We start from the raw sequence: 26629 nt of genomic DNA, 5'->3' as shown, positions 1-26629 counted from the left end.
GACGTCCCCGATGGACTTCACGACCACAGAGGCCAGCGAGGATCTCGGCGGCCTGGTGCGCACCATCACCGAGTCGATCTGCACGCCGGAGCATCAGCGCGCACTCGACGGCCTCGGCCCCGACACGGGCGGACGGTTCGACCGCGATCTCTGGAGCAAGCTGATCGACGCGGACATCCTGTCCACCACGTCGCCGGAGTCGTTGGGCGGCGGCGGTTTCGGGGTTCTGGAGGAGGTCGCGGTGCTGGTGGCGCTGGGCCGTCAGCTGGCCGCGGTGCCCTACCTCGAATCGGTGGTGCTCGGTGCGGGCGCGCTCGCCGCGTTCGGCTCCGAGGCGCTGCAGCAGGACTGGGCGGCGCCGGCGATCGGTGGCGAGAAGATCCTCGCGATCGCGCTCGACGGCGAGATGGGCGAGGGCCCCGTACGGGCGCAGGCCACCGGCTCGGGCTTCACGCTGACCGGCACGCGCACCCTGGTCGCCTACGGGCCGCACGCCGACGCCTTCCTGGTGCCGGCCGAAACAGACTCGGGTGCGGCCGTTTTCGTCGTGTCCGCGGCCGAGCCCGGTGTCACGGTGACCGCGCTGGACACCACCGGGCACGGCAGCATGGGCGCGCTGGAGCTACACGGTGCCGAGGTGCCCGCCGAGCGCCGGGTCGGAGGTCCCGAGGTGCTGGACTGGCTCGTCACCCGCGCCGCGCTGGGCCGCAGCGCCTATCAGCTTGGCGTAGTCGAACGGGCGCTCGAGCTCACCTCCGCCTATGCGCGCGAGCGCGAGCAGTTCGACCGGCCGATCGGCAGCTTCCAGGCGGTGTCCTCGCGGCTGGCCGACGGCTACATCGACATCAAGGGGCTGCGGCTGACCCTCACGCAGGCAGCGTGGCGGCTCTCCGAAGATCTGCCTGCCGACGTCGACGTCGCCAGTGCCGCGTTCTGGGCCGCCGAGGCGGGCCACCGCGTGGCACACACCACGGTGCACGTGCACGGCGGTGTCGGGATCGACACAGACCATCCGGTGCACCGCTACTTCCTGGCCGCCAAGCAGACGGAGTTCGCGCTCGGCGGGGCGACGGGGCAACTGCTCCGCATCGGCCGCGAGCTGGCCGACACCCCGGCCTGAGCCGGCCTCGGTGGGCACTCCCGTCGCACCGACCGTGTCCGCCCTGGTGGCGTCGCTGGCCGATGTCGAGGACCGGGGCGTGTACGGCATCGACGGCGCCGGGGAGCCGTCGTACATCAACTGGCGCAGCCACATTCGGCAGGGCGCCGCACTGGCGGCGGCACTGCGGGCGCGCCTGGATCCGACGCGGCCGCCCCATGTCGGGGTGTTGGCGGGCAACACGAGGTTCTTCTCCACGGTGCTGGTGGCCGCCGCGCTCTCGGGCATCGTGCCGGTCGGGCTGAACCCCACTCGGCGAGGGGCCGCGCTGCAGCGCGACATCGACCACGCGGACTGTCAGCTGGTGCTGGCCGACCGCGGTAGTGCGGTGGATGGCATCGCGGCGGTCGACGTCGAATCCTGTGCGTTCGCCGCCGAAGTGGCCGCGTACGCCGACGCCGACGTCGAGTTCCGGCCCGCCGGCCCCGACGACCTGTTCATGTTGATCTTCACCTCGGGCACCAGCGGCGATCCCAAGGCGGTGCGCTGCACGCACGAGAAGGTGGCCGTCCCCGGCCAGATGCTGTCCCAGCGGTTCGGCCTCGGCGCCACGGACACCTGCTACCTGTCCATGCCGCTGTTCCACTCCAACGCGATCATGGCCGGGTGGGCGCCCGCGGTGGCCGCAGGCGCGTCGATCGCGTTGCGGCGCAAGTTCTCGGCGTCGCAGTTCTTCCCCGACATCCGCCGCGTCGGGGCCACCTACGCCAACTACGTCGGCAAGCCACTGTCCTACATCCTGGCCACTCCCGAGCGGCCCGACGACGCGGACAACCCGCTGCGCGTCGCCTACGGCAACGAGGGCGCACCGCGTGATCTGACGCGCTTCGCGCGACGGTTCGCCGTCGAGGTGGTCGACGGGTTCGGGTCGAGCGAGGGCGGGGTGTCGATCGCCCGCACGCCCGACACTCCGGAGGGTGCGCTCGGACCACTGGTCGCCGGTGTGACGATCCTGGACGTCGACACCGGCGAGGAATGCCCGCCCGGCGTGATCGGCGAACTGGTCAACACCGAGGGGCCCGGCCAGTTCCGCGGCTACTACCGGGATCCCGAGGCCGAGGCCGACCGCATGCGCGGCGGGGTTTACCACAGCGGCGACCTGGCTTACCGGGACGAGAACGGCTTCGCGTACTTCGCCGGCCGCCTGGGCGACTGGATGCGGGTCGACGGCGAGAACCTCGGCACCGCACCCATCGAGCGCATCCTCATGCGCTACCCCGACGTCACCGAGGCGGTCGTCTACCCGATTCCCGACGAGGCGGTCGGCGACCGGGTGATGGCTGCGCTGGTGGTGCCCGACCCGACGGGCTTCGACCCGTCGGCGTTCGCCGAATTCCTGTCGCGCCAGACCGATCTCGGACCCAAGCAGTGGCCGGTGTGCGTGCGGGTGGCGACGGCGCTGCCACGCACCGAGACCTTCAAGGTGGTCAAGCGCAGGCTGTCGGCCGAGGGCGCCGACTGTGATGATCCCGTGCACGAGATCGTCCGGCCGTGAGCGGATCCCGGCGCACCGACGTCGCCACGATGCTGCTCGACCGTCGCGGCGACCGGCACGCCGGCCTGCGCACGCGGGAGCAGCAGTGGTCGTGGGACGAGGTGGTGGCCGAGTCGGCCGCGCGCGCGAGACTGGCGACCGCACTGCACCGCGAAAACGCCCGGGGTACGCCGTTTCACATCGGCGTCCTGCTCGACAACGTGCCGGACTTCGTGTTCTGGCTGGGCGCGGCCGCACTCGCAGGGGCAACCGTCGTCGGTCTCAATCCGACCCGCGGCGCATCGGATCTCGCCGCCGACATCCGGCATGCCGACTGCGCGATGATCGTCACCGACACCGCCGGTTCCGAGCGCCTCGCCGGTCTGGATCACGGCATCGCGGCCGAGGCGATCCTGCGCGTCGACGACGACGGCTATCGCCGTCGGCTCGAGGAGTGTGACGGAACATCGGGCGCCGCCCCCGGCGTCGATGGGGACACCCTGTTGCTGCTGTTGTTCACCTCCGGCACCACCGGCACGTCGAAGGCGGTGCGCTGCACTCAGGGCCGGCTGGCCCGGATCGCCTACGCGGCGACCGACAAGTTCGGTCACCACCGCGGCGACGTCGACTACTGCTGCATGCCGCTGTTCCACGGCAACGCGCTCATGGCGCTGTGGGCGCCTGCGCTGGCCAACGGCGCGACGGTGTGTCTGACCCCGGCGTTCTCGGCGTCCGGTTTCCTGCCCGACGTCCGGTTCTTCGGCGCCACGTTCTTCACCTATGTCGGGAAGGCGCTGGCCTACCTGATGGCCACCCCGGAGGCGCCCGACGACGCCGACAACCCCCTGGAACGCGGATTCGGCACCGAGGCCTCCCCTGAGGACCGGAAGGAGTTCCGGCGCCGGTTCGGCGCCGAACTGTTCGAGGGCTACGGCTCCAGCGAGGGCGGAGCGGTGGCGGCACCGGACCAGGCCGCCCCGCCCGGCGCGCTCGGCCGCCCCGCCCACCCCGACGTGGTGGTCGTCGATCCCGACACAGCTCAGCCTTGTCCCCCTGCTGTCCTCGATGAGACGGGCCGGGTCCGCAACGCTGACGAGGCAATCGGCGAGATCGTCGACCGGCGCGCAGCGCGGGACTTCGAGGGGTACTACCGCAATGACGCCGCCGACGCCGAGCGAACCCGCAATGGCTGGTATTGGACCGGGGACCTCGGCTACGTCGACACCGACGGATTCCTGTACTTCGCGGGCAGGCGGGGTGACTGGATCCGCGTCGACGGGGAGAACACCTCGGCGCTGACGATCGAACGGGTGCTGCGGCGCCATCCGGACGTCATCGCCGCGGCGGTGTACGGGGTGCCCGATCCGCGTTCCGGCGACCAGGTGATGGCCGCCGTCGAGGTCGCCGATCCGCGCACCTTCGACGCCGCCGCGCTCGCCGCGTTCCTCTGTGCGCAGGAGGATCTGGGCGCCAAGGGGTTCCCCCGGCTGCTTCGTGTGTCGGCCGACCTGCCGGCCACCGGGTCGAACAAGATCCTCAAACGCGATCTGCAGGCGCAGCGCTGGCACACCGCGGAGGCGGTGTACCGCTGGGCCGGTCGCGGACAACCGGAGTACCGGCTCATGAGCGCCGCCGACCGGCAGGCGCTCGACGACGAGTTCTCGTCGTACGGAAGGGAATCCCATGCGTGACCGTGATTGGGACGAGGAGACCGACGTGCTGGTCGCCGGGTCGGGGGCGGGCGGGGTCACCGGCGCCTACACCGCGGCAGGCGAGGGCCTCGACGTCCTTCTGGTCGAGGCGTCGGACAGGTTCGGGGGCACCACCGCCTACTCCGGCGGCGGCGGGATGTGGTTCCCGTGCAACCCCGTGCTGCAGCGCGCCGGCGTCGACGACACCCTCGACGACGCGCTGGAGTACTACAACGCCGTCGTCGGCGACCGCACGCCCGCATCGCTGCGGGAGGCCTACGTGCGCGGCGGCGCACCGCTGATCGCCTATCTCGAAGCCGATGAGCAACTGAAGTTCTCGCTGCTGCCCTGGCCGGACTACTTCGGTTCCGCCCCGAAGGCGCGCGACGACGGTATGCGGCACATCGCGGCCAAGCCGCTGCGGACCGCCGCCGCACCGGATCTGGTCGAACTCATCCGCGGCCCGCTCGACACCGACCGGCTCGGCCGTCCGCAGCCCGAGGACTACTTCGTGGGCGGGCGTGCGCTGATCGCCCGCTTCCTGATCGCGCTGCGCCGTCACCCCAACGCCGCCACGCGGCTGAACACCGCGCTGACCCAGCTCGTCGTCGAGGACGGCGCCGTGGTCGGCGCGGTCGTGACGACCGACGAGGGCAGCCGCGCCATCCGGACCCGCCGCGGCGTGCTGCTCGCCACCGGCGGATTCGAGCACAACGACGAGATGCGATCCCGTTACGGCGTGCCCGGCCGATCCAGCGACACCATGGGGCCGCCATCGAATCGGGGGCTGGCGCATCTGGCCGGTATCGCCGCAGGCGCCGATACCGACCTGATGGACCAGGCCTGGTGGTCGCCGGGACTCACCCATCCCGACGGCACATCGGCCTTCGCCCTGTGGTTCACCGGCGGCATCTTCGTCGACGACCACGGCCGGCGGTTCGTCAACGAGTCAGCGGCCTACGACCGGCTGGGCCGGGCGGTGCTGGCGGCGATGGCCGACGGTGCGGTGACACCGCCCTACTGGATGGTCTACGACGATCGCGAAGGCGTCGTGCCGCCGGTGAAGGCGCCGAACGTGTCCATGGTGGAGACCGAGCGCTACGTGTCGGCCGGATTGTGGCGCACGGCAGACACTCTCGCCGACCTGGCTGCCGCGATCGGCGTCCCCGCGCGGAACCTGGAGGACACCGTGGCCCGCTTCAACGAGTTCGCGCGCAGCGGAGTCGACGAGGACTTCGGCCGCGGCGGTGAAGCCTACGACCGCGCGTTCTCCGGCGGCGCGTCACCGCTGGTCCCGATCGAACGACCACCGTTCCACGCCGCCGCGTTCGGCGTGTCCGATCTGGGCACCAAGGGCGGCCTGCGCACCGACGCCGCCGCGCGGGTCCTCGACACCGCGGGCGCGGTGATCCCCGGCCTGTACGCGGCGGGCAACACGATGGCCGCCCCCAGCGGCACCGCCTACCCCGGCGGAGGCAACCCCATCGGCACCAGCATGGTTTTCAGCCACCTGGCCGTGCTGGACATGACAGGAAGGGCCCAGATATGACCGAGCACATCCGTGAGATCGACACCGGAGCGGCGATCACACGCTACGCCCGCGGCTGGCACTGCCTCGGTCTGGCCGAGACGTTCCGGGACGGAAAACCGCACAGCGTCAATGCTTTCGGCACCATGCTGGTGGTGTTCGCCGATTCCACCGGAGCCCTCAAGGTCCTCGACGGGTACTGCCGCCACATGGGGGGCAACCTCGGCCAGGGCACTGTCAAGGGCGACGACATCGCGTGCCCTTTCCACGACTGGCGATGGCGTGGCGACGGACGATGCTCACTCGTCCCGTACGCCAAGCGGACTCCGCGGATGGCGCGCACCAGGGCATGGCTCACCACCGAGGTGAACGGCCAGCTGCTGGTCTGGCACGACCCGGAAGGTTCCACGCCGCCGGCCGAGCTCACCCCGCCGATGATCGAGGGCTACGACGAGGGCCGCTGGTCGCCTTGGCAATGGAGTTCGATCCTCATCGAGGGCGCGCACTGCCGCGAGATCGTCGACAACAACGTCGACATGGCGCACTTCTTCTACATCCACCACGCGTATCCGACCTACTTCAAGAACGTGATCGAAGGGCACACCGCCAGCCAGTACATGGAGTCCAAGCCGCGGCCGGACTACACGGCCGACCCCGAGAAGCTTTGGGAGGGGACCCATCTGAGGTCGGAGGCCACATACTTCGGGCCTGCCTACATGATCAACTGGCTGCACAACGACCTGGCACCCGGGTTCACCGTCGAGGTGGCGCTGATCAACTGCCACTACCCGGTGACGCACCACTCCTTCATGCTGCAGTGGGGCGTGGCCGTCGCCGAGATGCCCGGACTGCCCGCCGACAAGGCCGCCAAGCTCGCGGCGGCGATGAACCGGACGTTCGGCGAGGGCTTCCTCCAGGACGTCGAGATCTGGAAGAACAAGACCCGCATCGACAACCCGTTGCTGACCGAGGAGGACGGCCCGGTGTACCAGCACCGGCGCTGGTATCAGCAGTTCTACGTCGACGCCGCGGACGTCACGGCCGACATGACCGACCGCTTCGAGCAGGAGGTCGACACCACCCACGCCTTCGATCTCTGGCAGCAGGAGGTGGAACAGAACCTGGCGCGCCTCGCCGCGGAAAGAGCGGCGCCGACCGACACAGCAAACAAGTAGTTGCAAAGGCCACTTCCCTGGACAAGGCGGATGCGGGGGCGGCAGGATTCCAGCCATGACCCGCACCGCCGTCGTCCGGTTCGCCACGGTGGCCGTGGCCGCGGTCGTCGTGTCCGCGTGCGGCTCGCCCACCGAGGGTGATCCGTCGTCGTCGGCGCCGACGGGTCCCGTCTCCTCCACGCCGCCTGCTGCCGCAGCCGAGCCGAACACGGCTCCTTCGCGCCCCCGGACGATTCGCGACTACATCACTGCCAACGGCCTGCAGGAGACCGTGATCCACCGTGGCGACGCGGGCGCTCCGTCCGTCGACCTGCCGTCGATGGACGGCTGGGAGGACGCGGGTTCCCTCACTCCGGAGTGGGCCTATTCCGCCGTCGTCTACCGGGGGCCCCGGCCCGAGGAGTACACACCGAACATCGTGGTGCTGATGTCGAAGCTGACCGGCGCCGTCGACCCGCAGGCGCTGATCGACACGGCTCCCGGCGAGCTCCCGGCCCTCGCCGGCTGGACGCCGATCGGGGCGCCGGGTCCTGGGGGGCGCGACGACTACCTCAGCTATCAGCTCGGCGGCACGTGGGTGAAGGACGGCGTCACCAAGGTCGTGGCACAGACGACGGTGGTGGTCCCCACCGACGAGGGCGTCTATGTGGTGCAGTTCAATGCTGACGCAGCGCAGAGCGAGTTCGACATCGCCGAGGCGGGTCTGACCACCGTGTCCGAGCAGGCCATCATCCTGCCCTGACGCCGGTCAGGACAGCAGCGACGGCACGACCGCGTCGATCAGGTGCGGACCCGGCTCGGCGAACGCGTCGGCCAGTGCGGCGGCCAGCTCCTCGGCGGTGCGGACCCGGCGGCCGGGCACGCCGAGGCCCTCGCCGATCCGCACGAAATCCATTGCGGGGCTGCCCAGATCGAGTAGTTCCTGCGCCTTCGGTCCGGGTGTGTGGCCGTCCGTCGCGCCGACCCGCTGCAGCTCGATGCGCAAGATGTCGTAGGCGCCGTTGTCGAAGATCACCGTCGTCACGTCGAGGTTCTCCCGGGCCTGCGTCCACAGCGCCGAGATCGTGTACAGCGCGGAGCCGTCGGCCTGCAGCGACACCACCGGACGGTCCGGTGCCGCGATCGCCGCGCCGACCGCGGCCGGGATGCCGTAGCCGATGGCGCCTCCGGTCAGCGTCAGCACGTCATGGGCCGGCGCGCCGGCGGTCGCCGCAGCGACGCCCACACCAGCGGTGTTGGATTCGTCGACGACGATCGCCCCCTCGGGCAGCAGCACGCCGATCACGGCGGCCGCCGCGAACGCGGTCAGGTCGCCGGTCGGCAGATCGGGCCGTGCCAACGACGCCACTGTCGCGGTGCTGCCCGGCGCCAGCTCGTCGGCCAGGTGCTCCAGCGCCGCGGCCGCACCGCGATGCGACGCGAGCATGTGCACCGCGCAGCCGTCGGGCACCAGATCGCTCGGCTTGCCGGGGTAGGCGAAGAACGACACCGGGGACGTCGCGCCGGCCAGTACCAGGTGCTGCGCTCCGGCCAGTTGTTCGGCGGCCGCTTCGGCGAAGTACGCGAGCCGCTCGATCGCAGGGACACCCGCGCCGCGCTCGAGCCGGGCCGGGAACGTCTCGCAGAGCACGGTCGCTCCGGTGGCCTCGCCGATGCGGACGGCGGCCGCCAGTCCCGGTGCGCGGGTGGCGTCACCGCCGACGAGCAGCACGGTGCGTTCCCCGGAGCGCAGCGCCGACGCGGCGGCGCGCACCGCGCCGTCATCGAGTGTGAAGCCATCGTCACGCCCGCCGCCGAACGTGACGGTAGCTTCACGCTCGGCGGAGGTGGCCCCGTCGCTCCACGACACGTCGGCAGGCAGAATCAGCGTCGACACCACGCCGCGGCGGGCGGCGTCGAGCGCGGCTACGGTGTCGGCCGCGACGTCGCCCGGCCGCTTCGTGCGGTGCACCCAGCCCGACACGGAGCCCGCGACCGCGTCGATGTCGGATTCCAGTGGGGCGTCGAACTTCTTGTGATAGGTGGCGTGATCGCCGACCACGACGACCATCGGGGTGTGCGCCCGGCGCGCGTTGTGCAGGTTGGCCAGCCCGTTGCCCAGACCGGGGCCCAGGTGCAGCAGGACCGCGGCGGGCGTGCCGGCGATGCGGGCGTACCCGTCGGCGGCTCCGGTGGCGACGCCCTCGAACAGCGTCAGCACGCCGCGCATACCGCCGACGGTGTCCAGCGCGGCGACGAAATGCATCTCCGAGGTGCCGGGGTTGGCGAAGCAGACGTTCACGCCGTTGCCGACGAGGGTGTCGAGCAGCGCGCGGGCGCCGTTCATGATCGAACCTGCCCGAGTCGGGTGAACACGCGTTCGGCGTTGCCGTGCAGATAGTCGTGCCGCGCGGCGTCGGACAGACCCAGATCGTCGAGGCCGTCCAGGGCGTGGGTGTGGCCGATCATCGGATAGTTGCTGCCGAACAACACTTTTCGCTGGCCCGTCCGGGTCTTCATGAACGCGGTCAACTCCGGCGGCAGCCGCTTGGTCGTGTACGCGGAGGTGTCGATGTGGACGTTCTGGTGCTTGCGGGCGACCGCGACCATCTCCTCGGTCCACGGGTAACCGACATGGCCGCAGACGATCACCAGCTCGGGGAAGTCCAGCGCGACCTCGTCGATGTACGGGATCGGCCGCCCGGTCTCCGACGGCCGCAGCGGCCCGGTGTGCCCGACCTGGGTGCAGAACGGCACGCCGAGTTCCACGCATTCGGCGAAGAGCGGATAGTAGTGCCGGTCGGTCGGCGGCAGCCGCCACAGCCAGGGCACCACCCGCAGACCGACGAACCCGTCGTCGCGCACCCGTCGGCGCAGCTCGCGCACGGCCGCCATCGGCCGGTCGAGGTCGACGGTGGCCAGGCCGGCGAGCCGGTCCGGGTGGGAGCGTACCCAGGTGGCCACCTCGTCGTTGGAGACCAGGTCGAGACCGTTGGGTCCGCGCCAGGCGCTGAGCAGCCCGAACCCGACCCCAGCGGCGTCCATCGAGGCGATCGTGAGGTCGATCGGCAGGTCCTGCGCGGGCATGGCGTCACCGGTCCAGCGGCGCAGCGACGCCAGCATGTCGTTGTCGAGGAAACGCTGGGTCGGGTGCTGCATCCAGACGTCGATCGTCATGCCGATCGACTGTAGACCGGTCAGCCCTCGCGGATGCCGTCCAGTCGCCGCGTGGCCTCCTCGAAACCGGACACCAGTTCGGCGATGATGTCGGCGACGGGACGGATCTCGTTCATCCGGCCGACGATCTGCCCGACCGGCATCGCGACCGCGGTGGGATCGGAGGATTCGCTCATCCGCTGGTGGGCCTCGCTGACCAGGATGTTCTGCAGCGGCATCGGGAGCGGTTCGGGTGCGGCGTCGGCGTCCCACGCGTCGGTCCAGCGGCTCTTGAGCAGCCGCGCCGGCTTGCCGGTGTAGATGCGTCGCCGCACCGTGTCGGCCGAGGTGGCGCTGAGCATGGCCTCCTGGATCACCGAGCGGCCCGACTCCAGGCGCACCCCGAGGTCGTACTCGGCCGAGGTGAGGAACGCCGAACCCATCCAGACGCCTTGTGCGCCAAGGGCCAGCGCGGCGGCCACCTGCCGGCCGGTGCCGATGCCGCCGGCCGCGAGCACCGGCGTCCTGCCATCGAGGGCATCGACGATCTCGGGCCAGAGCACCATGGAGCCGATCTCACCGGTGTGCCCGCCGGCCTCGTGGCCTTGGGCGACGACGATGTCGACGCCGTTCTCGGCATGGCGCAGCGCGTGTTTGGCGGAGCCGGCCAGCGCCGCGATCGGCACCCCGGCCTCGTGAACCTGGTCGATGACGTCCTTGGGCGGTGAGCCCAGCGCGTTGGCGATCAGCTTGATGGGGTGCTTGAGGGCCACCTCGACATGGCTGCGTGCCACCGAATGCAGCCATCCCAGAACGCCTTCGGAGCGTTCCTCGTCAGCAGGCAGGGGCGGAACGCCGAGGTCGGCGAGCGTCTTGTCGACGAACTCGCGGTGCTCGGCGGGGATGAGCTTGTTGATGTCGACGGACGTGCCCTCGGTGGGCACCTTCGCCGGCATCACGATGTCGACGCCGTACGGCTTGCCGTCGGTGTTGGCGTCCATCCACTGCAGGACGTTCTCGAGATCATCGGCGTCGTTGAACCGCACACAGCCCAGCACACCCAGGCCGCCGGCCTTGCTGACCGCCGCGGCCACCTTCTCCGACGGCGTGAAGACGAAGATCGGGTAGTCGATGCCGAAGCGATCGCACAGTTCGGTTCTCACATTTTCTCCCGTCGCTGCACTCGCCCCGTCATGAGTTCACCGCATGCTTCTCGTGGACCTCGTCGGCGGGACGCTGTTCGGTCACGTCCTTGGCCCACCGGTAGTCGGGTTTGCCTGCGGGCGAGCGCTTCACCTCGTCGACCAGCCACAGGCTGCGCGGCACCTTGTAGCCCGCGATCTCGCTGCGCACGAACGCGTCCAGGTCGGCCAGCGTCGGGCGGGTGCCCTCGCGGCAATGGACCACTGCGGCCACGTGCTGACCGAACCGAGGGTCGGGGACGCCGACGACCAGCGCGTCGAACACGTCGGGGTGGCCCTTGAGCGCAGCCTCCACCTCCTCGGGGTAGATCTTCTCGCCGCCGCTGTTGATCGACACCGAGCCGCGGCCCAGCATCGTCACGGTGCCGTCGGCCTCCACCTCGGCGTAGTCGCCGGGGATCGCGTAGCGCACGCCGTTGATCACACGGAATGTCTGCCGGGTTTTTTCGTCGTCCTTGAAGTAGCCGACCGGGATGTGACCGCGCTTGGCGATGATGCCGCGCTTGCCCGATCCCGGCTCGACCTCGTTGCCATCCTCGTCGAGCACGACGGTGTTCTTGTCGATGGTCACCCGCGGCCCACCGGTGTGCGACTCACCCTTGGCCACCACGCTGGTGCCGCCGAAACCCGTCTCCGAGGAGCCGATCGAGTCGGTGATGATGCGGTTGGGCAGCAGCTCGAGGAACTTCTCCTTGATGCTGGTGGAGAACAGCGCCGCGGTGCTGGCGAGCAGGAACAGGCTCGACAGGTCGTACTCGTTGCCCGCGTCCTGGTGAGCGAGCAGCGCGTCGAGCAGCGGCCGCGCCATCGCGTCGCCGGTGAAGAACAGCAGGTTCACCTTGTGCTCGTGGATGGTGCGCCACACCGCGTCGGCGTCGAATTCCGGTACCAGCACGGTGGTCTGGCCGGAGAACAGCGCCATCCAGGTGGCCGACTGCGTGGCGCCGTGGATCATCGGCGGGATCGGGTAGCGGACCATCGGCCCGTTCTCGGCCGCCTGCTTGGCCAGGCCGAACTCGTCGGCGATCGGCTCACCGGTCGCGAAGTCGGTGCCGCCGAACAGGACTCGGTAGATGTCCTCGTGGCGCCACATCACACCCTTGGGGAATCCGGTGGTGCCGCCGGTGTAGAGCAGGTAGATGTCGTCCTCGCTGCGCGGGCCGAAGTCCCGCTCCGGGGAGCCCTGCTCCAGCGCGGCGTAGAACTCGACGCCGCCGTACCGCTGGAAGTCCTCGTCGGTTCCGTCTTCCACGACGAGGATGGTCTTGACGTTCGGGGTCTCGGGCAGGACGTTGGCCACCCGGTCGGCGTAGCGGCGCTCGTGCACGAGCGCGACCATGTCGGAGTTGTCGAAGAGGTACTTGAGTTCGCCCTCGACGTACCGGAAGTTGACGTTGACCAGGATCGCGCCGGCCTTGACGATGCCGAGCATCGCGATGACGATCTCGATGCGGTTGCGGCAGTACAGCCCGACCTTGTCGTCCTTCTTGACGCCGTGGTCGAGCAGGTAGTGCGCCAGCCGGTTCGACCTCTCCTCGAGCTCGGCGTAGGTCAGCTTCTCGTCGCCCGAGATGAGGGCGACGCGGTCAGGCACGGCGTCGATGGCGTGCTCGGCGAGATCGGCGATGTTCAGGGCCACGGCTCTAAATTAGAACGTGTTACATTTCCAGACAAGTCGCTGTCTTCGATGCGGAAAGGCGGACACCCGTGAGCGAACCCCAGAAGCAGCCCGATTGCCTCGTTGAGCAGCGCGGACACACGCTGATCGTGACGATGAACCGGCCCGAGGCGCGTAACGCGCTCTCCGGCGAGATGCTCTCGATCATGGTCGAGTCCTGGGACCGCGTCGACGACGATCCGGAGATCCGAACCTGCATCCTGACCGGCGCGGGCGGCTACTTCTGCGCGGGCATGGATCTGAAGGCCGCGTCGGCCAAGCCACCGGGTGATTCGTTCAAGGACGGCAGCTACGACCCGTCCCGCATCGACGGCCTGCTCAAGGGCCGGCGGCTGAAGAAGCCGCTGATCGCCGCGGTCGAAGGGCCGGCGATCGCCGGTGGCACCGAGATCCTGCAGGGCACCGACATCCGGGTGGCCGGGGAGAGCGCGAAGTTCGGCATCTCCGAGGCGAAGTGGAGCCTGTACCCCATGGGCGGGTCAGCGGTGCGGTTGGTACGCCAGATTCCCTACACGATCGCGTGTGATCTGCTGCTGACCGGCCGCCACATCACCGCGGCCGAGGCGCTGTCCTACGGCTTGATCGGGTACGTGGTGCCCGATGGCAGCGCGCTGGACAAGGCGCTCGAGATCGCCGAGGTGATCAACAACAACGGGCCGCTGGCGGTGCAGGCGATCCTGAAGACCATCCGCGAGACCGAGGGCATGCACGAGGAAGAGGCGTTCAAGCCCGACACCGCCAACGGCATCCCGGTGTTCCTGTCCGAGGACGCGAAGGAGGGTCCGCGGGCATTCAAGGAGAAGCGCGCCCCGAACTTCCAGATGAAATGAAATAGTCGCTGGTGTGCGTCCAGATCGTGATTCCGCACGAGATCGCGATCTGAGCGCACACCAGATCAGCCGAGTGCGTCGAACCTGGCCACGGCCATATCCAGATCGTTTTCGTCGAACAGCTCGCAGCGGTTGATCGCATCTCCGTCGAAGGTGAGGAGCGCAACCTCGCGCCACTCCGCGGCGAAGCCCTCCTGCGAGGTGCCGCGCTCGGTGTGGGTGAACACCGCTCCCAGTGTGCTCAGACGATGCACGGATTCGATGTGGGTGCTGACGTCGGGCACCACCTCCCACATGGCGCTGACGTAAGTGTTCATCTCGCCGGTCGCGGATCCGACGCCGAGCCGGTGGTCGATGTTCGCCCAGTCCGGCGTCGTCTTCGACAACTCATGCCGGTTGAACGCGGCGTAGGTCTTAATCACCAGCGACCAGATGTCCGCGTACAGCGCGCCCTCGCCGGCCATGAACCGGGCATCGAGTTCGGAGACGGCGGCGTCGATGTCGTTCGGATCGAACAACACGGTCGCGGTCATACGACTTTCGGCATCGACCTCGGCTATCGCCAACATGTCGGTGTGCACGTCGCCGATCTGACTATCTAGCTGCCCGATCGTCGTCCGCGAAAGCACGAGTCGCTCGCCCCTGGTCGCAATAACGGTGAACGCCGCGTTCATGAGCCCGACGTCAGTGAACGCCCGAAGATCCTCGATCTCAGCATCTCGACCGCGCCGGATTCCTGCGCCCACTACATGACGGCGATCGTCCAAAGTGAACTCGCTATGGAGGTTTTCGGTCAGAGCATCCCAGTCACTTATCGCAAAGCAATGTACGAATCGCTCCGTTGCTCGGCTCGCCTCGTTCTCCAGAGTCCCTGTGGCGCTGAGTTCGTCGAAGCGTGCGAGCGCGGCGTCGAGATCGGTCGCGTCGAAGAGCTCCATCCGACCGAGGGCGTCGCCGTTCACCATCGCTACGGCGATGTCCCGCCACTCGGCGTGGAACCCCGCTCGGGATGTACCGGCCGAAAAATGCGTGATAACGGCACCGCGATCGCTAAGCCGATGCACAGCTTCCACCCGGATGCTGGTCCCCGGTGAATCCTCCCATGCAGCCTGGATGTACCGGACCAGCTCGCCGGGAGCGAACGCAGCGGCGCGGCGATGGTCGAGACTCGCGAAGTCGGGCGTCAGAGCAGACAGTTCACCTTCGTTGAAGGCGGCATATCCCGCCATGACAACCGACCACGTGTGCACATGCGGCGCAGCTTCGCCTACGAGATAGCGGGCGTCGAGATCAGCGAGAGCAGCCCCCAGATCGTCGGGATCGAAGGCGACGCCGCGAGTGAAGCAATGGTGAGCGTTGATTTCGACGACACTCACGATGTCCGAGCGGAACGCAGAGGGCCGCCGGTCACCCGATACACGTTGGTGCACGAGCGCGAGGCGATCCCCGCGGGTCGCGATGACGGACGGGTCGATGTCCGTCACTCCGACGGCGGCAATGGCCCTCATGTTGGTCATAACCGCTTCGCGACCCAGCTGGACACCGCCATTCACCACCCGACGGCGGTCGGCATGGATGATGTCGCGCGCCATCAGCTCCTGCATGGCCATCCAGTCCCGATGGTGATACGCCGCCACCCAGCGGTCGTAGACGCGGCTGGCCGAGTTCTCCAGCCGGGATGCGGGGCTGCACAATTCGTCGAACCTGGCGATTGCCGCATCGAGGTCACTGTCGTCGAACATCTCGCAGCGGTCGATGAGGTCACCTTCGACTGTGAGTACGTCGACCATTCGCCACTCCAGGCCGAGCCCCTCCGAGGTTAAGCCCCTCGCCACGTGGGTGATGACCGCGCCCACCTCGCTCAGCCGGTGCACGGCTTCCACATACAGACAGTTGTTCTCCGTGTCCTGGAGAGCAATCGCCAGGTATGCCCTCAAGTCACCCGAGCCGAGCCCCGCTCCGGACCGACGGTCGATGTCGACGAAGCGCGTCGTCGTCGCCGGAATCTCACGGCGATTCAGTGCGGAGAACCCCTGCGCGAAGACCGAGAATATCCGCGCGAACGGTGCAGCCTCGCCAGCCAGATATCTCGCATCGAGTTCGGTGATGGCGGCGTCGAAATCATCGACATCGAAGGCGGCGAACCCCGTCATCCGATGGGCCTCGCCGACCTCGGCGAGGTGGAGCACGTCGATGGAGAAGGCGTCGGGTCGCACGTCGCGACCCCGGAAGTGAGCACGCATCAATGCCAGACGATTCCCCCGGGTGGCGAGAATCGTCGACGTCGCCTCGGTGACGCCGAGATCCGAGAGAACCCGGACGTGGTCGATCGCGGCGTCACGACCGACCCGACCCGACCCGACGACGCGACGACTGTCGTCGGCGACGAAGTCGTCCGCCAGTGTCGCGGCCAAACCCTCCCGATCGCCTCTGGCCAAGCACGAGTTGAAGCGCTCGTAGCAGCGGGTCGCGTCGTTCTCCAGCGATCGCTGCGGCCGACTCAGCTCGTCGAACCGCGCCAGCGCGGCATCGAGATCCGCCACATCGAACACCTCGGTCCGAGCTATCAACCTTCCTTCGAAGACGATCACACCCATCGATCGCCACTCGGCGTCGAACCCCTGGGTGGATGTCCCCATGGTGACCGTGGTGATCACTGCTGCAGAATCGGCGAGCCGATGGACAGCCTCGACATACAGCTCGATGCCGGGCGTGTCCAGCGCCGATTCCCGTATGAAGGCCGTCATGTCCTCCGGTGCGGACGTCGCGCCCGAACGATGGTCGACGCCGACGAAATCATCTGTGATAGGCCAGGTCCCGTGACACTTCAGAAAGGCGCAACCCTCGACGATGATCGACCAGGCGTCGGCGTGTGGGCGCGCCTCGCCTGCGGCGTAACGACTGTCGAGTTCTGCGATGGCCGCGTCGAGGTCGTCGACATCGAACACGATTCTGGTCACCATCACACCCTCGGCGTCGACCTCATTCAGCTCGAGCGACTCAGCGAAGAATGAGCCGGTCTGCCGATCATGCTCCTCGAAGCGTATGTGACTGAGACTGAGACGATCTCCGCGCACAGCGAGAGGCGTGTGGGTGATCATTGCGCCGATCTCCGCTATCGCACGGACATTCGCGAGGGCTGTTTCGCGGTCGTCACTCTCGCGATAGAACCCGTGCCGTCGATCTTCGATGTGAAGGTCTTCTGCGTACAGCGCTCCGATCTCATCGAGGCAGCCGCGGGCGAAGAGCGCGTAAGCATGGTCGTCGGCGCGGGTCGCGGTGTTCTCGAGCATCCGTCGACGCCGTTGTGCGTCTAGCCGTGCGTGCCGACTCTCGAGTTCCGCCAGCGCGGCGTCGACATCCTCCACGTCGAACGAGACCTGCAACGCGATTCGGCCATCTTCGTCGAGTCCCACCACCTGCAGGGCCTCGTCTCGTGGAGCACCGATGCTGTCGTCGCGTGTATCCATCAAGAGTTTGGAGAGCGCGAATCGGTCACCCCGTATCGCGACGATAGTCTGGCGGTAGTCGTTGAATCCAAGATCGAGATAGCGACTCATCTCCCGTCGCCACCCTTCGAACGAGAATCGCATTGGTGCGAAACCGACGATCTTACGGCGACTCTCCAGTTCGATCTTCGGTGCGATGAGCCGCTCGAGCTGTTCCCAGTCCTGACGATTGATGGCCTGAATGACCCGCTCACCGGCTCGCACACAGGCGTTGTCGAGCTTCACGACAGTGACCTCCGAACGAGACTGGATGGCTGAGTCGTGCTGTTGCCTCAGCATCAGGAGCGCCTGATCAGAGAGGGCCGCAGCACCTTTCAACTCGTATAGCTCGAGAGCGCGTTCAGCCGCGGACCGTGCTCCCCCCACATCACCCGCGGCAACCAATACCGCCGCCAGTGCCAGACACGCATCGCCGTGGTCCACCAGCGCGTCCGTGCGCTCGGCGAGAGCGACCGCCTCCTCCGCTACCCGACGAGCACCGTCGAGGTCACCGCCCCGCGCCAGTAGCTGTGCCCGCACCGTCCGCCACGAGATCGACGCCTTCAGCGCGTGGCCGGCGAGACGTTCACTCTCCGCGCACAATTCGTCGGCATCAGCATCCCGTCCCAGGGTCAGGCACGCCCGTGCCAACAGCGCGGCGGTCTCCGCGGTGTCGGCGTCCAACCTCATACGACGGAAGCCGCGGTAAGCCCGCCGCAGGTGCGGCTCTGCGGCGGCGTGCTCGTCGGCGACCAACTCGATGATGCCGGCGAACTGCTCCACCTCCAGGAGCGCGTGCCGCATGCCCAACTCGGACAGCGACCGCCTCGCCGAGTCGATCAGTTGTCGCCCGGCGTCAGCACGCCCACGGAACGCGTCCAGTAGCGCCTGGCAGCGCGTCGACGTGGCCTCCACGATCGGAGAGCCCGTCGTGATCCTCAGCAGGCGGACGACATCCAGGCAACGACCGCCGGCGCGCGGCACCGGGTTCGGCCCCCACAGCGCCGCCAGTGGCGCGTTGGCGAGCACCGCGTTCACGCGGCGGTGATCCCGCGCCCGTCGAGCCGCCGTCAACGCCTGGTCCAGCGCCGCCTCGCAGTCTCCGATCCGGCCCAGCCGCGCGAGACATCCGGCGCGTACGGTGTGCGCTTTGGCCTCCCCCGCCGAATCCTTCAACTCGGCCAGTGTCCGGGCGGCCTCACCGACCGAAGACTCGAACTCGTCCAGTCGGCCCGGATCGGTGAGCGACGAGAGCTGGCCGTCGAAGCAGACACCCCACGCCGCGAGCCGTCCGGAATCGCCCGCAGCTCGGCGTAGTTGCGCGACCGCACTCCCCGCCGAAGCGACGTCACCCGCCGCGAGCAGCGCCTCGCAGCGCGCGATCGACAACTCACCCTGCAGTTCACCGCGATCCGGCAGGTCGTCGTCGAGTTCCTCGAGCGCATGGAGCGCCTTGTCGTAGAGGTCGGCGGCGCCCTCGTAAGCCAGCCGCGCCATCGCCTGGTCCGCGGCCCGTCTGCAGTAGTCGACCGCCTTGGCGGCATTACCTGCCCACGCGCACTCGAAGTAGTGATGGGCCAACTCGGCCAACAGTTCGTCGGCCCCAGGCTCCGACTCCAGTGCCACAGCGATCCGCTGGTGCAGTCGCATTCGCCGAACCGACGCCAGTTCGGCGAGGAGCGACTGCCGCACGAGAGCGTGATTGAAGCGGTACAGCCCACCAGGCTCCTCGATGACGATGCCCGCTTTGCACGCCTCGTCGAACGCATCGACGAGATCCTGGTCCATCACCCGCTCGACCAGGTCGACGGCGAACCGGCTGCCCACGACGGCCGCCGCGCCGAGGGCCTTGTTCGTCTCGACCGACAGACGAGACAGCCTGCGACTCACGGCTTCTCGGACACCCTGCGGCAGAGTACTCGGATCCCAGCGACCACCGCTCTCGTCCACATGCCGCAGCGCCTCGATGAGGAAGAAGGGATTGCCGCCGGTCACCGAGGCCAGCGCTCGGGCGAGGTCTTCGTCGTCATAACCCGCCGCGGCCAGGTACGCCGTGACATCGTCGCGCTCGAGCCCGCCGAGCTGCAGCCTGTTGGCGATGCCGTCGCGGTTCAGGTCGGCCAGCATCGCGGCCAGCGGGTGCGACCGATCGAGGTCGGTGCTGCGGTACGTCCCGATGATCTGCACGCGTGCGTGCTCGCCGAAACGGAGGAGGTGTCGCAGCAGCAACAGTGTCGGCTTGGCCGCCCAATGGAGATCGTCGAGGACGAGAATCACGGGTGTGCTCGCGGACACCGCGCCCATCACCGCAACCACCGCGTCGAAGAGCGCATAGCGTTCGGTGTCGGGGTCGGCGCGCGGCGGCGCCGCCAACTCGGGAAGCACGTCAGGCAAGCCCGGAACCAGTGGCAGGAGCGCCTCGATCCCGCGCAGGCCGCGCAACCGCTGGGGCCCTACGCACGGCAGCAGCGATCGCAGCGCCTCGGCGAACGGCTGGTACGGCGCGCCGAGGTCCTCGTCGCAGCGGCCGTACAGCACGGCGGCGCCCTCCTCATACGCCCGACGGGACCACTCCCCCGCCAGCCGCGTCTTCCCGACGCCGGGCTCGCCCGAGATCAGTACCGCTCGCGCTCCGGAGTCGAGTGTCGTCTGCCATCCGGCCAGCAGTAGCTCGATCTCGCCGGCTCTGCCCACGAACGGGCCGGCACCAGCCAGCAAGACGGGCATGACCGGCCGTTCGACGGGCGCATCGACCGTGGGCGGACGGGAGTCATCGGGACTCTGCAGCTGCAGCTCGAACACGTGCTCCGGGCGGGCGAGGTTCTTCAGCTGACGCGTGCCGAGATCGGCCAGAACGACGTCGTCGGCCAGGGAATCGATGACCAGTTCAGCTGTCGCCCCTGAGCACAGGATCTGGCCGCCGTCGGCCAGCGACCGCAGGCGAGCGGCCCGGTTGACCGCGCGACCGAAGTAGTCGCCGTCGCGGAACTCCACCTCGCCGGTGTGCAGGGCGATCCGAATCCGCATCGGTTCGGCGAGCGCCCACGGTTCGCGGCGGATGGCTTCCTGCAATTCGACGGCAGCCGCAGCCGCCCCCGACGGGCGGTCGAACACCGAGAACGTCGCATCACCTTCGCCACGGGTCTTGATGAGTCGCCCGCCGCGCGAGGTGACCACGTGCCCGACGACCTCGTCGTGGCGGGCCAGCGCCACTGCCATGGCGTCGGCATCGTGCTCCCACGCCGCGGTTGACCCCTCGATGTCGGTGAGCAGGAACGTCACCGCCCGCATGACGGACGAAACATTCTGGTAGACGGGCAGTTCGAGTGAGTCGTCTTGGACGACGATCTTGGACTCCAGCCTACGCAGCTCCGGTCCCGGGTCGACACCCAGCTCGTCGGCAAGCAGTGCGCGGACCCGTTGATACGCAGCAAGTGCTTCACCTTGCCGGCCGGCCCGATAGAGGGCGAGCATCAGTTGGCCCCAACGCCGCTCGCGCAGCGGGGCCTCGGCGATCGCGGCTTCGAGTTCGCCGATGAGCTCCGCGGACCGGCCCGTCGCCAGCAATGCATCGGCGCGGTCCTCTACCAGAGCGGCGTGCCCCTCGGTCCAGCGGATCCTCTCCGCGGCCCCGCGCCGGCTGTCGGGCATTTCCGGCGCGCCGCGCCACAGTCTCAGCGCCTCGTCGAAGCGGGCCACCGCGTGACCGGCGTCCCCGGCGGCCATCGCCTCACGGCCCAGTGCAGCGGCCGTTCCGTAGCGGACAGCGTCGATCTCGGGCGTGTTGACGGTCCATCCCGTGCCCTGGGTGAGCACGAAGCCGTCACCCAGCGCGCGACGCAGCGCCGAGATGTGCGTTTGCAGAGCCTTCGCCGCGGTGCGCGGTGGATCCGTCCCCCACAGCAGTTCGACGAGCGTGTCCCCGGGAACGACGGCACCGCCCGACAACCCGAGCATCGTCAAGATGGCCCGTGGCTTGGCGCCCGGAATCGCGACCGGAAGACCGAACTGCCGGACGTGCAGAGGGCCCAGAACCCCCAGCTCCACCGAAGAAAGGCTACTCACCTCTGCGATGGTGGAGGGCTGAATTCACCACACGGTCAAGGTCCGGTAAAGGTCGCTGGGGAGGCTAGCCGAGCACCTTCGCGGTCGGGGTGAACACCACCGGCATGGACTCCAGGCCGCTGACGAAGTTCGCCGGGCGCAGCGGCAGCATGTTCTCGTCGGCCAGCCGCAGGTCCGGCAGCCGGGTCAACACCTTGGTCATCATGATCTTCAGCTCGAGCCGGGCCAGCTGGTTACCGAGACAGAAGTGGGTGCCGAAGCCGAAAGCCAAGTGGCTGTTCGGGTTCCGGTCGATACGGAAGTTATGCGGGTCGCCGAACACCGACTCGTCGAAGTTGGCCGCCTCGAACATCAGCATGATCTTCTCGCCGGCCGTCAGCGACGTGCCGTGGAACTCGGTGTCGGCGGTCAGCGTCCGGCACATGTTCTTCACCGGCGACGTCCAGCGCAGCATCTCCTCGATGGCGCCGGGCAGCAACTCGTGATCGGCGCGCAGCCGCTGCCACTGATCCTGATGCCGCAGCACCTGCTCGGTGCCGCCCGACAGCGTGTGGCGCGTGGTCTCGTCGCCGCCGATGAGGATCAGCAGCGTCTCGAACACGATCTCGTCGTCGGACATCTTCTGACCCTCGACCTCGGCGTTGACCAGCACCGAGAACAGGTCGTCGGTCGGGTTGGCGCGACGGTCGGCGATCACCTCCATCGTGAAGGCGGTGTACGCGGCGAAGGTGTCCATCAGCTTCTGGATCGTCTGCTCGTCGACCGTCGAGGACAGCCCGCACACCAGGTCGTCGGACCACTCGAGCAGCTTGTCGCGCTCCTCGGGCAGCACGCCGAGCATGTCCCCGATGACGGCCATCGGCAGCGGCGCCGCGATGTCGCGGACGAAGTCCGCCTCCCCGCGCTCACACACCCCGTCGATCAGCGCATCGCACAGGCGCTCGATCGAGGGCACCTTGTCCATCACGCGCTTGCGGGTGAACCCGGAGTTCACCAGCTTGCGGCGCAGGATGTGCGACGGATCGTCCATGTCGATCATGTACGGCATGCCCGGCTGGTCGGGCCGGATCCCGCCGGTGCTGGAGAACAGCTCCGGGTTGCGCTCGGCGTCGAGCACCGCCTGATAGGTCGTCGCGGCCGCCAGCCCGTTGCGGTCCCGGAACACCGGCTGGTTGGCGCGCATCCACGCGTAGGCTTCCCGCGCCGCGCGACCGTCGGCGTAGAAGTTGCCGTCGGCGAGATCGACGTCGGGCTTGGCGGGGGCAATGGCGGTCACACGATCTCCTTGGCGTCGCCGAATGTCATGTCCACGTTGGCAGCCGAACTCGACACCAGGGCGCGTTTCGGCAGTCCGAGTGCGGCGAGTTCGGCGGCGTAGGGGTGGTCGCCGAGGCGGAGGTCCACCCCGCCGGGCCGGTAGCGCACGCCCGTCATCCGCATCTCCCCGGGCGTCTCCCGGATCACGCCGTCGGCATACGAGTACGTCGAATGCACCTGCGGGCGGGACGTGAACGCCGCGGGGACCGGCAGCCCGGGCTTGAAGTCCATGCCGACCGCCAACCGCCCGTCGATGCGCACGTCGAACCCGAACGTGCGCCCGGTGCGGATGGAGAAATCCGCCATCACCTTGGGGTAGCCCCAAATCGTGCGGCCCGCCTCGAGGGTGAAGGCCTGGTCGACGGGAAGGTGGTGCACGAACGCGCCCGCGGACTGCAGCGCCGTGAGCCCCTCGGCGTGCGAACCCGGCGGATTGACCATCACGTTGGTGCCGTACTCCCAGTACTGGCCCAGATCGGTGTCCTCGTAACGCATCAGCATGAGGACCACGAGCGATCGGCGGTGACCCCGGCCGAAGCGGCAGACGCGTAGCCCGCTGTAGTCGATCATCCGCTGCGCGGCGTCGGCGTCGACGACGAACATCGCCGTGTGCTGGTGCGCGGTGCGTACACGCACCGGCATGGTCAGGACCGTGCCGGCGATGGTGTGTTGAGTCACAACGTCAATCTAGAACGTGTTCTAGACAGACGGCAAGAACTGTCTACACCAGCGCGGCGAGATCCCGGATCTGTTCGGCGGACCGGGCACCGACCACCATCATCGTGACTCCGGCGGCTTCCCACGCCTTGACCTGCTCCTGCACGTAGGACAGATCGCCGACGATCGCCGAGTCGTCGACCAGCTCGTCGGGAATGACCTTCGCCGCTCGCTCTTTGCCGTCCTTCTGTCCACTGCGGAACAGCCGGGTGACGTCGTCGACGACCTCGGCGTAGCCCATCCGGCGGTAGACGTCGGCATGGAAGTTGGTGTCCTCGGCGCCCATCCCGCCCATGTAGAGCGCCAGGTGCGGCTTCATCAACTCCATGATCGCCGGGCGGTCGTCGGTGACGACGACCTGCGCCGTCGCGCAGATCTCGAACGTCTCCCGGGTGCGGCGCGCCCCCGGCCGGGCGAAGCCCTCGTCCAGCCACTCGTTGTACATGGCCGCGATCCGCGGCGAGTAGAAGATCGGCAGCCACCCGTCGCAGATCTCGGCGGCAAGCGCGACGTTCTTGGGCCCCTCGGCGCCCAGCATGACCGGGATGTCGGCGCGCAGCGGATGTGTGATCGGCTTCAGGTTCTTCCCCAGCCCGGTGGTTCCCTCACCGGTCAGCGGCAGTGGATAGTGCGGACCGTCGCTGTGCACCGGCGCCTGCCGGGCCCACACCTGGCGCAGGATGTCGATGTACTCGCGGGTGCGGGCCAGCGGTTTCGGGAACTTCTGCCCGTACCAGCCCTCGACCACCTGGGGCCCGGAGACGCCGAGGCCCAGGATGTGCCGGCCGCCCGACAGGTGGTCCAGTGTCAGCGCCGCCATCGCGCACGCGGTCGGGGTGCGAGCGGAGAGTTGGATCACCGAGGTGCCCAGACGCATCCGGGTGGTCTCGCGGCCCCACCACGCCAGCGGGGTGTAGGCGTCCGAGCCCCACGCCTCGGCGGTGAACACCGTGTCGAAGCCCGCGTCCTCGGCCGCGGCGACGAGTTCGGCGTGGTTGTCCGGCGGCTGCGCGCCCCAGTATCCGAGCTGCAATCCCAACTTCATGCCGTCGCCTCCGCACCTGTCCTTGAAACCATTCTTAGAACCTGTTCTACTCGATGCCGTGACCACCAGCCAAAGCAGTCCGGTGCAGATCGACACGCATGAGCCGCCGCTGTCAGCGCCGTTGAGGCTCGCATTCGACTACACCCGTTCAGTCGGACCACTCCTCGGCGAGTTCTTCACCGCTCTGCGCGAGCGACGCATTGTCGGGGTGCGCGGATCCGACGGCCGGGTGCACGTTCCGCCGGCGGAGTACGACCCCGTCACCTACGAACAATTGACCGAGATCGTACCGGTGGCCAGCGTCGGCACGGTGCTGTCGTGGACGTGGCAGCCCGAGCCGCTGGAGGGGCAGCCGTCGGACCGGCCGTTCGCATGGGCGCTGATCCGCCTCGACGGCGCCGACACCCCCCTGTTGCACGCCGTCGCGGCCGACGGTCCCGAGGCCGTCAGCACCGGCGCGCGGGTGCACGCCCACTGGGCCGAGGAGACCGTCGGCGCCATCACCGACATCGCCTACTTCGCGCTCGGCGACCAGGCCGAGGAGGTGCCGGCGCCTGCTGAGGGACTCGACCCCGTCACGATGCTCGTCGTGCCGACCTCGATCGAGATCCAGCACACCGCGTCGATGCCCGAGAGCGCGTTCCTGCGCGCGCTGGAGAAGGGCACCTTGCTGGGCGCCCGCTCCGGCGGCCCACATTCCGATGGAAAGGTGTATTTTCCGCCGCGCGAAGCCAACCCGGCCACCGGCCAACCGCTCGATCAGTTCGTCGAGCTGGCCGACACGGGCACCGTCACCACGTTCGCGATCATCAACATCCCGTTCGCGGGGCAGCGCATCAAGCCGCCCTACGTCGCGGCCTACGTGCTGCTCGACGGCGCCGACATCCCGGTCCTGCACCTGGTGTCGGACATCGACGCCAACGAGGTCCGGATGGGCATGCGCGTCCAGGCGGTCTGGAAGCCCCGCGAGGAATGGGGGCTGGGCATCGACAACATCGAGTACTTCCGGCCGACGGGTGAACCCGACGCCGAGTACGACACCTACAAGCATCACCTCTGACAAGGGAAACCATGACTGACGTAGCAGTGGTCGGCTTCGCGCACGCACCGCATGTCCGCCGCACCGACGGCACCACCAACGGCGTCGAGATGCTCATGCCGTGCTTCGCCGAGATCTACGCCGAGTTGGGCATCGGGGTTCCCGACATCGGGTTCTGGTGCTCAGGATCCTCGGATTACCTTGCCGGCCGCGCGTTTTCGTTCATCTCCGCGATCGACTCGATCGGGGCGGTACCGCCGATCAACGAGTCGCACGTCGAGATGGACGCCGCCTGGGCGCTGTACGAGGCCTACATCAAGATCCTCACCGGCGAGGTGGAGACCGCGCTGGTGTACGGCTTCGGCAAGTCCAGCGCCGGCACCCTGCGCCGCGTGCTCGCGCTGCAGACCGACCCGTACACCGTCGCACCGCTGTGGCCGGACTCGGTCAGCATGGCCGGGCTGCAGGCACGCTTCGGGCTGGACGCGGGCAAGTGGACCGCCGAGCAGATGGCCCAGGTGGCTCTCGACTCGCTCAACGCCGCACCCCGCGTCGACCGCCTCGAGGGCGGAAGCATCGAGGAGCTGCTGGAGCGCCCGTACTTCGCAGAACCGTTGCGCCGCCACGACATCGCGCCGATCACCGACGGCGCCTCGGCGATCGTGCTGGCCGCCGGCGACCGCGCCCGTGAGCTGCGGGAGCGGCCCGCCTGGATCACCGGTTTCGAGCATCGCATCGAGACCCCCGTGCTCGGCGCCCGCGATCTGACGACGTCGCCGTCGACGGCGGCGTCGGCGCAGGCCGCGACCGGAGGGGATGCCTCCTCGATCGAGATCGCCGAGGTCTACGCACCGTTCAGCCACCAGCAGCTGATCCTCAAAGAGGCCACCGGCCTCGGTGATGCGACGACGATAAACCCGTCCGGCGGCGCGCTCGCCGCCAACCCGATGTTCTCGGCCGGGCTGGAGCGTATCGGCTTCGCCGCCCGGCACATCTTCGACGGCAACGCCTCCCGCGTGCTCGCGCACGCGACGAGCGGGCCTGCGCTGCAACAGAATCTGGTTGCTGTTATGGAGGGCAAGTAAG

17 protein-coding genes are annotated in these 26629 nt (G+C 68.6%); 9 read left to right on the top strand and 8 right to left on the bottom strand.

Features of this window, described 5'->3' with window-relative positions; genetic code table 11:
• Nucleotides 1-10 precede the first annotated feature (10 nt).
• The 6 genes from G6N45_RS08260 to G6N45_RS08235 are packed head-to-tail and all read left to right on the top strand — an operon-like array spanning nucleotide 11 to nucleotide 7769.
• A complete protein-coding gene (locus tag G6N45_RS08260) occupies nucleotides 11-1120 on the top strand; it encodes an acyl-CoA dehydrogenase family protein (RefSeq protein ID WP_163721530.1) in 1110 nt (369 codons plus the stop codon).
• A gap of 10 nt (nucleotides 1121-1130) precedes the next feature.
• Nucleotides 1131-2654, top strand: coding sequence for a long-chain-fatty-acid--CoA ligase FadD17 (gene fadD17, locus G6N45_RS08255; protein ID WP_163721528.1), 1524 nt, complete (start codon nucleotides 1131-1133; stop codon nucleotides 2652-2654).
• A gap of 29 nt (nucleotides 2655-2683) precedes the next feature.
• Nucleotides 2684-4324: a steroid-22-oyl-CoA synthetase gene (locus tag G6N45_RS08250; RefSeq protein ID WP_220100593.1), complete on the top strand. Its 1641-nt coding sequence runs from the start codon at nucleotides 2684-2686 to the stop codon at nucleotides 4322-4324.
• The gene (locus tag G6N45_RS08245) at nucleotides 4317-5873 is read left to right on the top strand and encodes an FAD-binding protein (protein WP_163721524.1); all 1557 of its coding nucleotides are present in this window, start codon (nucleotides 4317-4319) and stop codon (nucleotides 5871-5873) included. Before G6N45_RS08250 ends, G6N45_RS08245 begins: the two co-directional genes overlap by 8 nt.
• A complete protein-coding gene (locus tag G6N45_RS08240) occupies nucleotides 5870-7027 on the top strand; it encodes a 3-ketosteroid-9-alpha-monooxygenase, oxygenase component (protein WP_163721523.1) in 1158 nt (385 codons plus the stop codon). Before G6N45_RS08245 ends, G6N45_RS08240 begins: the two co-directional genes overlap by 4 nt.
• Before the next feature lie 55 nt (nucleotides 7028-7082).
• Nucleotides 7083-7769, top strand: coding sequence for an LpqN/LpqT family lipoprotein (locus G6N45_RS08235; protein WP_163721521.1), 687 nt, complete (start codon nucleotides 7083-7085; stop codon nucleotides 7767-7769).
• A 6-nt stretch (nucleotides 7770-7775) separates the two neighbouring features.
• On the opposite strand, the gene G6N45_RS08230 is transcribed toward G6N45_RS08235, so the two are convergent.
• The 4 genes from G6N45_RS08230 to G6N45_RS08215 are packed head-to-tail and all read right to left on the bottom strand — an operon-like array spanning nucleotide 7776 to nucleotide 13003.
• The gene (locus tag G6N45_RS08230) at nucleotides 7776-9353 is read right to left on the bottom strand and encodes an acetolactate synthase large subunit (RefSeq protein WP_163721519.1); all 1578 of its coding nucleotides are present in this window, start codon (nucleotides 9351-9353) and stop codon (nucleotides 7776-7778) included.
• Entirely contained in the window at nucleotides 9350-10183 is an 834-nt protein-coding gene (locus G6N45_RS08225; RefSeq protein WP_163721517.1) for an amidohydrolase family protein, read from the bottom strand. The genes G6N45_RS08230 and G6N45_RS08225 overlap by 4 nt, the downstream gene beginning before the upstream one ends.
• A 20-nt stretch (nucleotides 10184-10203) precedes the next feature.
• Entirely contained in the window at nucleotides 10204-11325 is a 1122-nt protein-coding gene (locus G6N45_RS08220) for an NAD(P)H-dependent flavin oxidoreductase (protein WP_163721515.1), read from the bottom strand.
• Between the two features lie 28 nt (nucleotides 11326-11353).
• A complete protein-coding gene (locus tag G6N45_RS08215; protein ID WP_163721513.1) occupies nucleotides 11354-13003 on the bottom strand; it encodes a medium/long-chain-fatty-acid--CoA/3-oxocholest-4-en-26-oate--CoA ligase in 1650 nt (549 codons plus the stop codon).
• A gap of 68 nt (nucleotides 13004-13071) precedes the next feature.
• Here G6N45_RS08215 and G6N45_RS08210 point away from each other — a divergent pair, with 68 nt between their 5' ends.
• Nucleotides 13072-13872, top strand: a complete 801-nt coding sequence (locus G6N45_RS08210) for a crotonase/enoyl-CoA hydratase family protein (RefSeq protein ID WP_163721512.1) — start codon at nucleotides 13072-13074, stop codon at nucleotides 13870-13872.
• Between the two features lie 65 nt (nucleotides 13873-13937).
• Here the strand turns inward: G6N45_RS08210 and G6N45_RS08205 are convergent, their stop codons facing one another.
• The 4 genes from G6N45_RS08205 to G6N45_RS08190 form a co-directional block, all read right to left on the bottom strand.
• Nucleotides 13938-21407: an ATP-binding protein gene (locus G6N45_RS08205; RefSeq protein ID WP_163728058.1), complete on the bottom strand. Its 7470-nt coding sequence runs from the start codon at nucleotides 21405-21407 to the stop codon at nucleotides 13938-13940.
• A gap of 82 nt (nucleotides 21408-21489) precedes the next feature.
• Nucleotides 21490-22692, bottom strand: coding sequence for a cytochrome P450 (locus G6N45_RS08200; protein ID WP_407664335.1), 1203 nt, complete (start codon nucleotides 22690-22692; stop codon nucleotides 21490-21492).
• A gap of 5 nt (nucleotides 22693-22697) precedes the next feature.
• Nucleotides 22698-23420, bottom strand: a complete 723-nt coding sequence (locus G6N45_RS08195) for an acetoacetate decarboxylase family protein (RefSeq protein WP_163721507.1) — start codon at nucleotides 23418-23420, stop codon at nucleotides 22698-22700.
• Between the two features lie 43 nt (nucleotides 23421-23463).
• Complete coding sequence (locus G6N45_RS08190) at nucleotides 23464-24504, bottom strand: LLM class F420-dependent oxidoreductase (protein ID WP_057149252.1); 1041 nt, start codon at nucleotides 24502-24504, stop codon at nucleotides 23464-23466.
• A 58-nt stretch (nucleotides 24505-24562) separates the two neighbouring features.
• On the opposite strand from G6N45_RS08190, the gene G6N45_RS08185 reads away from it, so the two are divergent.
• Together G6N45_RS08185 and G6N45_RS08180 are read left to right on the top strand one after the other, a co-directional pair.
• Nucleotides 24563-25564, top strand: a complete 1002-nt coding sequence (locus G6N45_RS08185; RefSeq protein WP_179965295.1) for a Zn-ribbon domain-containing OB-fold protein — start codon at nucleotides 24563-24565, stop codon at nucleotides 25562-25564.
• A gap of 11 nt (nucleotides 25565-25575) precedes the next feature.
• Nucleotides 25576-26628 carry a thiolase family protein gene (locus tag G6N45_RS08180; RefSeq protein ID WP_163721505.1) on the top strand — a complete coding sequence of 351 codons (1053 nt, stop codon included), beginning with the start codon at nucleotides 25576-25578 and terminating at the stop codon, nucleotides 26626-26628.
• Nucleotide 26629: the final 1 nt, after the last annotated feature.

It is taken from the genome of Mycolicibacterium psychrotolerans (assembly GCF_010729305.1).
GTDB classification, from domain to species: Bacteria; Actinomycetota; Actinomycetes; order Mycobacteriales; family Mycobacteriaceae; genus Mycobacterium; species Mycobacterium psychrotolerans.
This window is presented reverse-complemented; position numbering and strand designations above follow the sequence as displayed.

What these genes read in the sequence shown, in the direction of transcription:
- G6N45_RS08260 (WP_163721530.1), top strand. Translation starts at nt 11, where the DNA reads ATGGACTTCACGACCACAGAGGCCAGCGAGGATCTCGGCGGCCTGGTG.
- G6N45_RS08250 (WP_220100593.1), top strand. Translation starts at nt 2,684, where the DNA reads ATGCTGCTCGACCGTCGCGGCGACCGGCACGCCGGCCTGCGCACGCGG.
- G6N45_RS08245 (WP_163721524.1), top strand. Translation starts at nt 4,317, where the DNA reads ATGCGTGACCGTGATTGGGACGAGGAGACCGACGTGCTGGTCGCCGGG.
- G6N45_RS08240 (WP_163721523.1), top strand. Translation starts at nt 5,870, where the DNA reads ATGACCGAGCACATCCGTGAGATCGACACCGGAGCGGCGATCACACGC.
- G6N45_RS08235 (WP_163721521.1), top strand. Translation starts at nt 7,083, where the DNA reads ATGACCCGCACCGCCGTCGTCCGGTTCGCCACGGTGGCCGTGGCCGCG.
- G6N45_RS08230 (WP_163721519.1), bottom strand. Translation starts at nt 9,353, where the DNA reads ATGAACGGCGCCCGCGCGCTGCTCGACACCCTCGTCGGCAACGGCGTG.
- G6N45_RS08225 (WP_163721517.1), bottom strand. Translation starts at nt 10,183, where the DNA reads ATGACGATCGACGTCTGGATGCAGCACCCGACCCAGCGTTTCCTCGAC.
- G6N45_RS08190 (WP_057149252.1), bottom strand. Translation starts at nt 24,504, where the DNA reads ATGAAGTTGGGATTGCAGCTCGGATACTGGGGCGCGCAGCCGCCGGAC.
- G6N45_RS08180 (WP_163721505.1), top strand. Translation starts at nt 25,576, where the DNA reads ATGACTGACGTAGCAGTGGTCGGCTTCGCGCACGCACCGCATGTCCGC.